Source organism: Streptomyces sp. W1SF4 (assembly GCF_003950035.1).
Taxonomy (GTDB): domain Bacteria; phylum Actinomycetota; class Actinomycetes; order Streptomycetales; family Streptomycetaceae; genus Streptomyces; species Streptomyces racemochromogenes.
Window position 1 is genome coordinate 403,655 of record NZ_CP034351.1, and the last position, 12,600, is coordinate 416,254.

The 12,600-nt window shown below is 71.6% G+C and carries 12 protein-coding genes and 1 pseudogene; 3 read left to right on the top strand and 10 right to left on the bottom strand.

The window, feature by feature from the left end; genetic code table 11:
• Window positions 1–200: 200 nt before the first annotated feature.
• Window positions 201–1,451, bottom strand: a complete 1,251-nt coding sequence (locus D1J60_RS35730) for a Vps62-related protein (RefSeq protein WP_125824653.1) — start codon at window positions 1,449–1,451, stop codon at window positions 201–203.
• Between the two features lie 275 nt (window positions 1,452–1,726).
• Window positions 1,727–2,653: a hypothetical protein gene (locus D1J60_RS35735; protein WP_125824654.1), complete on the bottom strand. Its 927-nt coding sequence runs from the start codon at window positions 2,651–2,653 to the stop codon at window positions 1,727–1,729.
• Window positions 2,654–2,878: 225 nt separating this feature from the next.
• Between D1J60_RS35735 and D1J60_RS35740 the strand changes: the two genes are divergently transcribed.
• A complete protein-coding gene (locus D1J60_RS35740) occupies window positions 2,879–3,658 on the top strand; it encodes an SDR family oxidoreductase (RefSeq protein ID WP_125824655.1) in 780 nt (259 codons plus the stop codon).
• Window positions 3,659–3,788: 130 nt separating this feature from the next.
• Here D1J60_RS35740 and D1J60_RS35745 read toward each other — a convergent pair whose 3' ends face one another.
• The 6 genes and pseudogenes from D1J60_RS35745 to D1J60_RS35780 form a co-directional block, all read right to left on the bottom strand.
• Window positions 3,789–4,205, bottom strand: coding sequence for a hypothetical protein (locus D1J60_RS35745; RefSeq protein WP_241253686.1), 417 nt, complete (start codon window positions 4,203–4,205; stop codon window positions 3,789–3,791).
• Window positions 4,172–5,059 (bottom strand): DUF429 domain-containing protein, encoded by an 888-nt coding sequence (locus tag D1J60_RS35750; RefSeq protein WP_347147216.1) that lies wholly within the window; start codon window positions 5,057–5,059, stop codon window positions 4,172–4,174. Before D1J60_RS35750 ends, D1J60_RS35745 begins: the two co-directional genes overlap by 34 nt.
• Before the next feature lie 193 nt (window positions 5,060–5,252).
• Window positions 5,253–5,846: an NAD(P)H-dependent oxidoreductase gene (locus D1J60_RS35755; RefSeq protein ID WP_125824656.1), complete on the bottom strand. Its 594-nt coding sequence runs from the start codon at window positions 5,844–5,846 to the stop codon at window positions 5,253–5,255.
• A 357-nt stretch (window positions 5,847–6,203) separates the two neighbouring features.
• Window positions 6,204–6,374 (bottom strand): annotated as a pseudogene (locus D1J60_RS38465) (LysE family translocator); the annotation flags it as partial.
• A gap of 423 nt (window positions 6,375–6,797) precedes the next feature.
• Window positions 6,798–7,616, bottom strand: a complete 819-nt coding sequence (locus D1J60_RS35765; RefSeq protein ID WP_125824658.1) for a glutamate ABC transporter substrate-binding protein — start codon at window positions 7,614–7,616, stop codon at window positions 6,798–6,800.
• 1,919 nt (window positions 7,617–9,535) lie between these two features.
• The gene (locus D1J60_RS35780) at window positions 9,536–10,144 is read right to left on the bottom strand and encodes a TetR/AcrR family transcriptional regulator (RefSeq protein ID WP_125824659.1); all 609 of its coding nucleotides are present in this window, start codon (window positions 10,142–10,144) and stop codon (window positions 9,536–9,538) included.
• A gap of 161 nt (window positions 10,145–10,305) precedes the next feature.
• Between D1J60_RS35780 and D1J60_RS35785 the strand changes: the two genes are divergently transcribed.
• Together D1J60_RS35785 and D1J60_RS35790 are read left to right on the top strand one after the other, a co-directional pair.
• Complete coding sequence (locus D1J60_RS35785) at window positions 10,306–11,163, top strand: alpha/beta hydrolase (RefSeq protein ID WP_125824660.1); 858 nt, start codon at window positions 10,306–10,308, stop codon at window positions 11,161–11,163.
• The gene (locus D1J60_RS35790) at window positions 11,160–11,558 is read left to right on the top strand and encodes a hypothetical protein (RefSeq protein ID WP_241253687.1); all 399 of its coding nucleotides are present in this window, start codon (window positions 11,160–11,162) and stop codon (window positions 11,556–11,558) included. Before D1J60_RS35785 ends, D1J60_RS35790 begins: the two co-directional genes overlap by 4 nt.
• A 67-nt stretch (window positions 11,559–11,625) precedes the next feature.
• Here the strand turns inward: D1J60_RS35790 and D1J60_RS35795 are convergent, their stop codons facing one another.
• Window positions 11,626–12,183: a hypothetical protein gene (locus D1J60_RS35795; protein ID WP_125824661.1), complete on the bottom strand. Its 558-nt coding sequence runs from the start codon at window positions 12,181–12,183 to the stop codon at window positions 11,626–11,628.
• Window positions 12,180–12,557, bottom strand: a complete 378-nt coding sequence (locus D1J60_RS35800) for a PadR family transcriptional regulator (RefSeq protein WP_125824662.1) — start codon at window positions 12,555–12,557, stop codon at window positions 12,180–12,182. Before D1J60_RS35800 ends, D1J60_RS35795 begins: the two co-directional genes overlap by 4 nt.
• Window positions 12,558–12,600: the final 43 nt, after the last annotated feature.

The following is a 12,600-nucleotide window of genomic DNA, read 5'->3' on the forward strand; positions in this document are numbered from 1 at the left end:
TCGTGGCAGCCAGCCCACTCAGCTGCTCAGACTCTCTCAACGACCGCGCAGGTCTCCGCGACCTTGACAAGAACGATTGGGAATCAGTCACACCCGGTGTGACTGAGCACGGTAGGTGGCCCGAGGGACAGCATGCCGTCCGGGGCGGGGCAAGGCCCTCGCGTTGCTGCGGGGGCCTTGACCGGCGTGGGGGTGGTTGGTCAGTCGGGGAACTCGTCGAAGTGCGCGCTGTCTCCGTGGAAGGTGAGGGGGGTGCCGACGTGGGTGCCGTCCTGGCGGGTGACCTGGATGGTGTGATCGCCGACCCACATGGCTGCCGCCTTGTTCGGGGGCGCCGTCAGGGTGTGGGTGACGGCCTTGTGCTCGAGGTTCTTGGTGGCGGTGCTGCTCGAGTAGCCCAGTGCCAGGCTGTAGGTGGTGGTGACCGAGGCGCTCGCGATGCCGGAGCTGACGCCTACCTGTGAGCTGACGGAGATGCCCACTTCAGCGCTGAAGGTGTCGCTCCTTTCCCTTTCCACGCCGACCGTCACGGTTTCCGAGACCGACTGCGCGGTGCTGGTCGTGTTGTTGATGAAACGGTGCATGAACCACGACGCGCGGCGTTCGATCCGGTAGAACGGGGAGTTCGTGAGCTTCCACGACGCCGACTTGTCGTCGTCCTTCACGGCCATGAACGGCACCCACACCGCGTTGACCGTCGTCTCCGGCGTCCGGTCGGCCGGCCGGGTCGTGCCCGTCAGCTTCGGGAACCCGTCCGGATGCGACTTCTCCTCCACCGGCATCTCGATGCACAGCACCCGCCGCTCCGGCGCCCCCTTCGAGGGCTCGTCCCAGCTCGATGCCGCGGTGAAGGTGTTCGGCGCGACCAGCGCCCGGTGGCCGCCGTCTCGTCCGTCCCGGTAGGCGGGCGGGACCTGGTTCGCCCACACGCTGAAGTAGTCCTTCGCCCCGGTGCCCTTGTCCTCGTAGACCCACTTCAGGTCCGCCAGGTGCGTGAGGTCCTCCCGCACACACATCACTTCCGTCAGCGCGGGCTTGTCGTAGCTGTTCTCCGACATGACACAGCCCATCGCCACGTAGCCGCCGGGCGCGACCGGACGCCAGCACGCGCCGTAGTGCTTGCCGCCGCTGCCCACGTCCTTCCACACGACGGTGTAGTCCTCGGGATGCGCCAGCGGCGGCTTCTTGCCCGCACTCGCCTTGGCCGGCCCGTCCTTCACGCACAGCGAGACGACGTGCTCCTTGACCTTGGTGTTGGGGGTCTTGGGGTTCAGGTTCTCCGACCCCCACGCCGGCAGCGCGACCGTCCCGAGCGCGTGGAAGCCCTGTGGGGGCTTGGGGTGCCAGAAGCTCACCCAGTACTTGCCGCCCGTGTCCTCGTCATCCCATCGCCAGCTGTACTGGTCGGTGAAGGCAAGCTCCAGCTCACCGAAAACCATCGATTTGGTCAAGGCTGCTCCCTTGTAGCGGATTCATCCGCGTCTGACGGAATTCCTTGATCCAATTCGGCCACGCGCCTTCCCCGCACAGGAACCGCCTTCACTCCACCGGCGGAGCGCACCACCTGGCTCTCGGGAGCACGTTCACGGCGCAAGCCCGGATACGGCGGCAGTTCCTCTTGCCGGCCCCGCAGGGGCTCCCGGGTCGAACATGCCCCCAGGCACCCCGCCTGCGTGACGCGGGACGGAGAAGGCGTGAGGCTCTGATCGCAGAGCTACTGCGTCGGTCAGCCACTGCCCCGTCGGCTTGTCCAGGGCGGCCGCACGCCTCGGCGCGGCGAGCGTCCCATGCTGCTCGGAGTACGCCCGCGCGGTCCGTGCGGCGGCTCTCCCGGGCGTTGTGCGTGGACGCGGCGCACGTGCTTTACCGTCACTGCCGCCGGGAAGCCGGCCAGGAGCAGGGACAGCCCCACCGGGACCACCCCCGCCCACAGCGTGGGTGAGACGTACGCGGTGCCGGACGTGCCGTCCACCAGCCACGCGCGGACCGGTTGCACATCGACGTCGCCCTCGACGGGGACCTCGAACGACGAGCCGCCGCCGTCCGGAGTGAAGGCGCCCGAGCAGGACGTGGACGTTCCCGCATTGGCCACGGTGTTGTCGTACGTACGGCAGTCGGCTCCGGTCACGGTGCCGGGCTCGCCCCACAGCGCCGCCCGCAGCTCGGCGGTGAAGTTCGTCAGTACGACGTAGGCCAGAACCAGCCCGACCAGACAGGCCAGCGCCAGCCAAGGGGCGGGCCCGACCTGCTCCGGCTTGCTCCGTTGCCCCTCCGGAACGTTCCCACCCTCGCTCATCCCACCCTCGGATCGCCGACGGACCTCCATGGTGACCGATCCGAGATGCCCTCGGAAGCCCTCCACGACGTGCTGGTGGGCCCGCACGATCGTCGAGCCGACCGACACCAGCCAGTCGATGTCGCCGGCCGCGCCCTTCTCCGCCGGAACCGCCGTCGCGGCCGCGGAGGCCGCGTGCAGCCGCACTCCTCGTCGGGGCGCGGCACGCAGATCTGCGTCGCGGTGGTTCACGCTGCGGCGGGGCTTTGGCGGCGTCGGCACATCTGCTCCGCAGGTCGGCGCCGGGGCAGCCTGCTGGGGCGGGCGGGGCCGAAGCCGGACCCGGTGCAGCACCTCGGCGTCGGGCGCGTTGAGCACGTCCGTGTCCCTGCCCGGCGGCTGTGGCCTGCTGCCCCGAGCCTGGTAGTCAACTCCGCTGCCCGTGGCGGGTGTTATGGGCCCGTTGATCGAAGACACGTGCTGATCCCGGGCTGGCACGGCATGGCCGGGGTGGGCGCGGGAGGACCCGTACCGCACTTCACCGTGGCCCCATAGGGTGAACCGTTCCCGGAGTCGACCGGGGCGTGAGGAGGGGATCCGATCGTGGGGGAGTTGGACGGTAAGACCGCACTGGTGACGGGCGGCTCGCGGGGGATCGGGCGTGCGGTCGCCCTGCGGCTCGCCGCGGAGGGGGCGCTGGTCGCGGTCCACTACGGGGGCAATGAGGAGGCTGCCGCGGAGACTTTGGCGCGGATCTCCGAGGCCGGCGGCCGGGCGTTCGCGGTGCGGGCCAGGTTCGGTGAGGGCGGCGCGGTGGACTCACTGTTCGACGGGCTCACCGCCGGGCTGGCGGACCACGGCGCGGACGGCCTGGACGTCCTGGTGAACAACGCCGGTATCCACTCGGTCAGTTCGCTCGGGCAGCTCACCGAGGAGGAATGGGAGCGGCTTCTGGCCGTGAACGTGAGCACGCCGGTCTTCGTGCTCCAGCGGGCGCTGCCCCTGCTGCGGGACGGGGGACGGATCGTCAACGTGGGCTCGGCGGCCACCCGGATCGCGAATCCCCTCCAGATCGGCTACACCGTCACCAAGGCCGCGCTGGCTGCCCTCGGCCCGTCGCTCGCCAACGAACTGGGCGGGCGCGGGATCACCGTGAACACGGTTGAACCCGGGGTGGTGCTGACCGACCTGACCGCCGGGTGGACCGGCGCTCCCGAGGCGATGGCCGGACTTGAGTCGATCACCGCACTCGGACGGATCGGCGAGCCGGAGGACGTCGCGGATGTGGTGGGCTTCCTGGCGGGCCCGCGGGGCCGCTGGGTGACCGGTCAGACCATCGACGTCTCCGGCGGCACCTACCTCGGACCGATCACGGCCGGGTGATCCGCGGGCCAGGGCGCGCACCGGGGCGTTGACGCCGGACAGAGGGAGTCTGACCGATCCCACCGACGTTCCATCGCCCAGCGGAGCGCTCCTGCGAGGACCAATGAAGTCAGCCGAAGAGGAGCCGCCCCTACGGGCCCTCGGAGGCGGCGGTTGCCCCGCCTCTCGCGGCGGCCGCCGCCTCCAGCAGGGACCAGCCGTCGACCTCCGCCGCCCGCCGCTCGCCCGGCTGCCACCCGCGGGCCAGCGCCACGTCGAGCAGGGCCCGGACGGCGCCCGGCTCGTGAAGGTTCAGGTCTGCACCCCGGGTGAAGCCCACGTCCCCCGAGCCGAAGGGGGCCCCGCCCGGCACGTACCGGCCGGGGCCGTCGGCGAAGACGATGCGCAGCGGGCCGCCGGCGCCGGCCGGCTGCGGGGTCAGGGTCACGACGTGGCGGCAGTCCACGGACCGGCCGTCGTCGTCCCTACGATGGCTGTGGCGCATCGTCCACATGTACACACGACCGTCGGCGATCAGTCGGCGGGGCTTCTTCGCATGGCGAGGCACGCAGCCGAGCGTACGCCGCTGCTTGCTCCGTCCCGCACGGCGGAGAGCGGAAGGTCTCGCCGGGGGAGGTGTATCCAGCCTTCGACCGCGGCCAGGGCATGTTCCTCCTCCGTGGTCGGCAAGTGGGTCATCCCGCACGCCGCGGCCCGGGCGACGACCGCGGAGATCAGGGCGTCCAGGTCGTGGTCGCTGCGCCTGCACCGGTCGCGCACGCATTCGCTGAGATCGAGGTTCAAGCCGTCGGCGAGGCCGGCAAGGATCTCGGCCCTCGCAGCCAGAGCGCCGGGCTTGGAGCCCTTGTAACCGGCCTTGTTGGCGAGCCCCCACTGGATCAGTGCGAACGCCGGGTAGACCTCGGCGACCGAGCCGGAGCCGTCGCGGGGAACAGAGGGGCCTGCCTCGGCCAGACGCTCCAAGAGGTCCACTGCTCGCATGGCGACGACGCCCAGCTTGTCGGTAGCGACCGAAAGGGGGCGCTGTTTCCCGGCACCCGTGCGCTTCCAGGCCAGGTCGTCGGTCAGACGATGGGTGAACGTTCCCAGCCCGTCAGCACCGCCCGGGTGAGGCACGTACCGGGTCCGTGCCGGCAGCTTCGTGCCGGCCTGGTGGGCGGCGAGCAGAGACATGAACGCCACCGGCCAGCCGACGGGCGAGTCCAGGCCGGTCTTGTCGGCACTGCGCATGGCCGCCAGCAGGTCTTCGTCGTTCCTGGCATCGAGCAGCTCGACGACTGGTTGCTCCGCCCAGGTGACCCGGCAGACCCCGGTCGTCTTGGAGTATCCGGCCAGGTCGATGCCCACTGTCACCATGGGCAGGTCTGTGGCGGCGGTCTCGGGCCACTCGTCCGCGGTCACGACGTCCAACCTGGTCCCCGCTTCCTTTCCCCATGCCGATTCCTGTCAACGTCGCTGTCGCCACAGGCATTGGTGTTGTTCGGTGTACCCCCTTAGCCTCGACCTGGATGGCGAAGTGTCTGAACCCGCAGTGATCGCCCATCAGCGCGCGGTGCCGATGCGGTGAAGCCCCTGACCGATCGCCGCGGCCCGGTCAGGCCAGGAGCGCGGCCGCCTCCCCGCGCGCCTGCGTCAGCCAGGCCGCGCGTTCCTCGTCGGCCGAGTCGGTGACGGTCCGGAAGACGAGTCGGCGGACGTCGGTAACTCCCACGTAGGGCAGGACACATGCGGCCCAGATCCTCTGCAGAGGATCCCCGAACTCGTCCTCCTCGCGGTCGGCGGGCGTGTCGGACGTGTTCAGCACGAGTGCCCTGCGCGCCTTCAGCAGGCCGGCGGGTTCACCCTCCGCGGTACCGAGCTTGTAGGCGACGCCGGGCGCGAACACGCGCTGCACCCAGCCCGTGAGAACAGCGGGCGGCATACCCCACCAGTTCGGGTGGACAAAAACCATCGCGTCGAGTGTGGCCACTTCCGTCCGGTGAAGCGCCACCTGCGCGTCGTGGGCACGTCCGGCGGACTCGACGGTCCCCGTCTCGTCGGCGGACAGCACGGGGGTGAACCCTTCGGCACACAGATCATGTGCCAGCACGGTGGCCCCTCCTGCCCGCAGTTCCTCCACGACCGCATCGAACACGGCGTGATTGAAACTGCCCGGCCGTGGATGTGCCAGGTACACACCGATCTGCATCTCTCCCCCATTCAGCCGCGACGCCGTCGGGCGGTCGCAAGCACGAGCCTAGGCCTCGTGGAGGGGCGGTTGTCGCCATTTCCACGAGGGCACGAGGCAGCGGGAGCGTGTTCCGGGCGCGGCATGAGCGCCTGCCGAAGAGTTGATTCCGCTGGTCCCGTCGTCGGGCGCGCCGACGGCCGTCGGTCCTCGCACCCGCCCAGACCGGTGGGGCCCAGTCGGTCGAGTCGGTGATACCGACGGTTCGCACGCCGGTCCAGGTGGCCATCAGGATGGCGCCGGCGGTGTTGAAGACCTTGGCGCCGTCCGGCAGCGGCTCCGTACGGCTCGGCGGCGGCCGACCTGGTCCAGGAGGGGTCAGTGGCGGGTGGCGGCGACGGTGAGCCCGAGGCCGATCAGGGCGATGCCGCCCGCGCCGCCGAACATCGACAGGCGCCGGTCCGAGCCGGCACACCAGGACCGCGCGGCCGAGGCGCCCAGACCCCAGAGCGTGTCGCAGACCAGACCGATACCGGCCGGGGTCAGGCCGGCCCTCGGCGGCGAGCAGGGCGGCGTCCGCCGTGCGCAGCCGGGAGCGGCTGGTGCCGAGCACGGCCGCCAGGCGGGCGAAGTCCACCCGGTCCTGCGCCCGCAGTGCCACGAGCAGCAGCGGGTTGTCCGGGGCGGTGAAGGCGAGCGTCTTGACCGCCTGCGACCAGCGGAAGGGCAGGGACTGGCGCTCGGCGACGCTGTGCGCGGCGGCGTGCTCGTGGACGGTGTACGGGCAGCCGTCCGCGTCCAGCACGGCTCGCCAGGGCGCTTCGAGCGTACTCATGGAGGCCTCTACACCCTCGCCCCCCCCAGGCTGGAGGCAAGCTCCCGTGCGCATCGCCAGAAGCGGTACCCGTGTCGTCAACCCCTGGGCCGACTCCGCGCATCGAGGTTCGCGCGGGCGTGCTGGCACTGGGGGCGTCAGCTGCCCGCGGAGGTGACCTGCGGGGCGGGCTCGTGCTTGAAGTTGGCCCGGCCGAAGTTCTTCTTCACGGCCGCGTCCCAGGAGCCGTCCTGGACCATCTTCTTGAGGGCGGCGTTGATCTTGGCGTGCAGCTCCCGGTTGCCCTTCTTGATGCCGATGCCGTAGCTCTCGTTGCTCAGGTTCAGCCCGACGAGGCGGAACTTGCCCGTGTTGCCTTTCTGGGCGGCGTAACCGGCCAGGATCGCGTTGTCCGTGGTCATGGCGTCGACCGAGCCCTCCTGGAGGGCGATCACGCACTCCGAGTAGCCTTCGAGCTCGAGCAGGCTGGCCTTCGGCGCGAGGTTCTGCTTGACGTTCTGCGCCGAGGTGGAGCCGACGGTGGAGCAAAGCCTCTTGTTGTTGAGGTCCTCGGCCTTGGTGATCGTGGGGTCGCCGGCGCGGACGAGCAGGTCCTGGTGGGCCGTGAAGTACGGGCCCGCGAAGTCGGCCTTCTCCCGGCGCTTGTCGTTGATCGAGTAGGTCGCGGCGACGAACTTGACGTCGTTGTACTGGAGCAGCAGCTCGCGGTCGGAGGTGTCGACCCGCTTGAACTCGATCTGCTCCGGCTTGTAGCCGAGCTCCTTGGCGATGTACCTGGAGACGTCCACGTCGAAGCCGGAGAAGACGCCCCCCGCCTCACGCAGGCCGACACCGGGCTGGTCGAAGGCGACGCCGATGGAGAGGGTCCCCTTGGGGCCCTCGTCGCCGCAGCCGGTGGCGGTCAGGGCGACGAGGCCGATCACAGCGGCCATCGCACCAGCCTTGGGGACCTTCATGTTGTAACTCTTTCCTCGGGGACGCGGGACGCGGAGCGGGATCGCAGGTGCGCGTGGAACCGCGGGATACGGAGTACCGTCAAAACGCGTGTACGAGGAAGCTAAGAACGCTGACGCCCGGTGTCACTGGATCTTGGCGAAACTTGAGGTAACACCGGCTTAACGGCGTTTTCGCGCCAATTATCGCTTGGCTTCGAAAGGGAAGAACGGGGAGACGTCCGCGGTGACAATTCGGTACGGGTCGATGGAAATACAGGCTTCCGACCACCCCTCGGGACGTTCAACGGGCAGCCGCCGGCTGCGCGGCCGCCGCACACTTCGGCCGGTGATGCCGGGGCGGAGTGTGGCCCGGTCAGAGAGCCCCGAGTCCAGTGAGGACGGCCGGTCGCTCGGCGGCCACCCGGGCGCGCTCCCCCCGAGGCCGGTCAGCCACGCGCGCTGCGCCTGCGTCGGTGGCCCCGCCATCGGCCTCGTCGGTCGCGCGCGGCGGGGCAGGCCGGCGCCGTAGGTCCCGCTCCCCGCTCGATGACCCGCATCCGGGCCTGGCCGAGAAGGCCGACGGTGCCGCCGCCGACGCCCAGCTGTCCGGCTGGTCCACCGACGAGGATGCCGAGGAACTGGCCACCCCGACATCACGGGAGTCCGGGCCATCCCCCCCCCGGAATCCGCCGCTGGAGCCCCACAGGCCACCTCTACTGGGCGTCCGACGGCGCAAGCATTCCCGGCCTCTTCGACTGCTACGCCCTGAACGTGTCGGGCACGACCGCCTGGGCGTGCACGTACACGGACTTCCCGCTCGTCGAGATACGCCCCGACCGGCCCGTAAAGGTGTGGCCGAACCAGGTACGGGGCGCAAAGGCAGTGGCCGGGGGGGGGAGCTGCCGGTGGGCACGCGGTGCGTGCCTACGGTCGGCGGCGTGATGATCTACCCGCCCATGGCCTGCGCCTGACGGTCGATTCCCCGCCTGGTCGTCACCGGGGAGCATGGCGTCTTCCTCCCTCCGAGGCGGCTCGGCCCGGCAGTGCGCGGCACACTCGGCGCTGAGCCGGTAGTGGTCCCCGAGGCCGGACACCTCGTGGTCGAAGAGCGCCCCGAATGCCTGGCCACCTTGCTGGAGAGTCCTGGCCAGTCAGCCTCCGATATTGATGGGGGGGGGGGGAGCTGATGACCCGTTGCTCGCCCTGGCCGACGACCCGGCCGGCGAGGACACGCTGTCGGGCTGGTCCACCGACGAAGACGCCGGCGCACTGGCCGGGCTGGAGGCCGGGCCGTCGGGGGCGGCGGCGTGCCGGCTGGCCGCGCCGGGTACGGGCTGTCGGGGGTCATGGGGGAGGTGCGGACGATCGACCGGTTCCGTTCCGGGTCGGGCGGCCTACGGTTGACGCTGGCCTTGCCGGCCGGACTGCGCGGAACGGCAGCCGAGGCCCGGCGGACTGGCTGGTCCGACGTCCCATACGCGGCCGGCTTCGCTTCCCGCTCTTCCGTGGAGGGCCAGCCGGCCGGCCGTGCGGCGAAGCTGCGCGCGAGGAGGTCGGAGGCGAGCACGGGGGCTATGGCGGTGCCCGCCACGTCGGTCAGGAACGTGCGTCGGAGCATGGGCGGGACTACGGCGCGTGAGCGAGGCGCTCGCAGGCGGTCTCGGGGCCCGGCTCCGGCCGCGGTTGCGCCCGACATGACGCTGTCGGGGTGCGGCCCCCGTCGCGGCCCAGGTGGCCAGGCCGCACCCCGTACTCCCGAACGTACTCCGCGGCCGGGAGTACCGCTTCGGGGGACCGCGAGGTGCGGCACCCGTTCGCGCGCGGCCGGGTGTCGGTGATCAGGGACGGGAACAGGCCCGAACTGACTTCTGCCGCGGGTGTCTCGCGGATCACGCGACGAATCAGGCGCTGCGCTGAGGTCCTGGCGCACCTGCGCGGCGTCACCGAGCAGGTGCGCCGGCCTGCCGGGCCGCCGCGGTGACCCCGTCCATCAGGATGGCGACGAGGTCGCGGGTGTAGGTGTCGGCGACCGCGCCCCGGCGCACCAGGATCCGCATCCACAGGGCGCCGGCCATGGCGTCCACCAGCGGCGCCGGATCGGCGTCGGGCGGCAGGTCGCCCCGGGCCACCGCGCGCTCGAAGACCGCCTGGTGGCGGCCGAAGCGGTCGTCGAGGAAGGAGACCACGAGGTCCCTCATGGCCTGGTGGCGCACCGCCCCGACCAGCGCGGCCTCGACGATCGTCCGCCGGTGCTCGTCGTCCAGCAGCTGCTGGACCTGCTCGGCGATCGCCGTCAGGTCGCCGCGCAGACTGCCGGTGTCGGCCGGGTCGAAGCGCAGGACGTGCGAGTGCAGCAGCGCGTCGCGCAGCAGCTCCGACTTGGACGACCACCAGCGGTAGATGGTCGTCTTGTTGACCCCGGAGCGCTGGGCCACGCCCTCGATGGTCAGGGAGTCGAACCCCAGGCTGCCCAGCATGTCGAGCGTGGCCGTGAAGATCTCGGCCCTGCGCCGCGGCCCGCCGCCGTCCCCGTCTTGCCTCCGCGTCACCGTTTGCCCCTTCCGTGCGAGTGGGCGGTCAGCTTAGTGCAACGCAACGTGGTGTTGCATTTTGCGGACCCCTCCCCCTAATGTGCAACGCAACGTTGCGTTGAGAGGGCTGGGCGGCTTCCGCCCCCGGCACCGGCGCCGCACCTGCCCTGGGGGAGAGCATGAGCGCAGAGCGACCGGCGGCCCCGGTCACGGGACTTGGTCCCGCGCCGGGCCGTCCGGGCATCTGGACCGCTGGCACGGCCGAGGGCGTTCCCCTGGTCCTCGTCCACGGGATCCGGCTCTCCGCCCGGATGTGGAACCCCCACACCCGCCGGCTGGCCCCCCGTTTCCGGATCACGGCCCCCGACCTGCCCGGACACGGAACCCAGCGCGACCGCCCCTTCAGCCTGGAGGAGGCGGTCGCGCGGGTCGGCCTCGCCGTGGAGGAGGCCACCCTCACTACCGGCCGCCGCCCCCTGGTGGCCGGCGCCTCCCTCGGCGGATACGTCGCCCTCGCCTACGGCGCCGCACACCCCGCCACCGCCGCCGCCGTCCTCGTCCAGGGATCGACCGCCCGGCCCGACCGGTTCACCGGCAAGATCTACCTCGCAGCCGCCCGCACCATCGGGGTACTCGGCCCGGCCCGCGCCGCCCGCCTCGGCGACCGGGCCCTCAAGCGCCGGCTGCCCGAGGAGAGCTACGAGGCCGTCACGGGCGGCGGACTCGCCCTGCACGCCTTCCCCGAAGTCGTCGAAGACCTCACCCGGCGCGACTTCCTCGACGTCGCCGGCCGCTGCCGGCTGCCCGTCCTGTTCGTCAACGGCCTCGGCGACCCCCTCTTCCGCGCCCAGGAGAAGCAGTTCGTCGCAGCCGTCCGAGCCGGAGGCGGATACGCCCGGCTGTTCCACGTACGCGGCCCGCACGACATGTCCATCAGCGACCCCGCCGCCTTCACCAGGATCCTGGAGCGCGGCCACGCACTCCTCTGCGAGGCACACCCCCAGGCCTTCGCCCCGCTCGCGGGAGAGACCCCGTGAACGCCTGGATCCAGCGGTGGACCCCACCCGCCCCCGACGGCGCAGCCACCGCCCGGGTCCTGTGCCTGCCCTACGCCGGCGGCGGCGCCGGAACCTGCCGCACCTGGGCCGCCGCCATGCCGGCCGGAACCGAACTCCACGCCGTGGAACTCCCCGGCCACGGACGCCGGCCGGCCGAGCCGCCCGCCACCCGCCTCGGCGGGATCATCGGCGCCCTCACCCCTGCGCCGCCCGCCCCCAAACCCCCACCGTCCTGTTCGGACACAGCATCGGCGCCCTCCTCGCCCACGAACTCTGCCGCGCCCTGGACCGGGCCGGCACCCCGCCGCACCGCGACGGCCACCACCGGCACCGGCGAGTTCCCGGTCCACGACGGCCACGAGACCACGGCCTGACCGAAAACCCGGCCCCGGCTCCCACCCCCGGGAGCCGGGGCCGCCCTCCCGCACGCGCGGCCCCGCGTCAGGGCCGGACGCCGCTCTTCCTGGCGCGCGCGTCACCGACGGCGTAGGGCAGTCCGGGCAGGAGCAGGAGGGGGGCGGCCCACAGCGGCAGCTCGAACAGGACCATGTCGCCGGCCAGCCGGTCGAGGAGCGCCGCGGTCAGGAAGGCGGCGAGGGCGACGGCCCAGCTCCGGCGGACGCCGAGGCTGCCGCGCCGCATCTTCCAGGCGACGGTGGCCGTGCCGAGCACCGCCCAGAGGGCGAGGTGGCCGGGGGTCACGTCCAGCCTGGTGGTCCACCGGACCGCATGCGCGAACAGCAGGACCCAGCCGGTGACGAAGCACCCCAGGGACGCCGTACGCAGCACCCGCCGCGGCAGCGGGGTGCGCGCCCGCGCCCACTCGGCGGCGAACGTACGGACGTCGTGGCCGACGACGTCCTGCCCCGTGCGGCCGGCCGCCTCCGCGTCCTCCAGGTGGGCGGACAGCTCGTCGAGCATCTCCCTCATGGAGGCGTCGTCGATCCCCCGGTACTCCCAGTTGCTGCGGCAGGCGGCGAGGATCTGCGCGTTGGTCATGGTGTGGTTTCCCCCGTGGGTTCCGTGGCGGTCAGGACCCGGCTCACCTGCCCGGCGAAGGCCGCCCAGTCGGCCCGCCCGCCGCTCAGCTCGGCGTGCCCCGCCTCCGTCAGCCGGTAGTACTTGCGCGGGGCACCGCCGTTCGGGGACGGAGCACGGTACGAGGAGACGAGCCCCGCCCGCTCCATCCGGGCGAGCAGCGGATAGATGCTGCCGTCGCTGACCAGCTCCAACCCCCCGGCTGCGAGAGCCTCGGTGAACTCGAAGCCGTACCGCGGCCGTTCGGCGATCAGCGAGAGCAGACACAGGTCGAGCACGCCGCGCAGGAGCTGGCTGCGCCGTTGGTCACCGGTCGCGGACAGTTCCTTTGTCATGCGGTACAAGATAACGGCCACTACCATGCACCACAAGAAACCA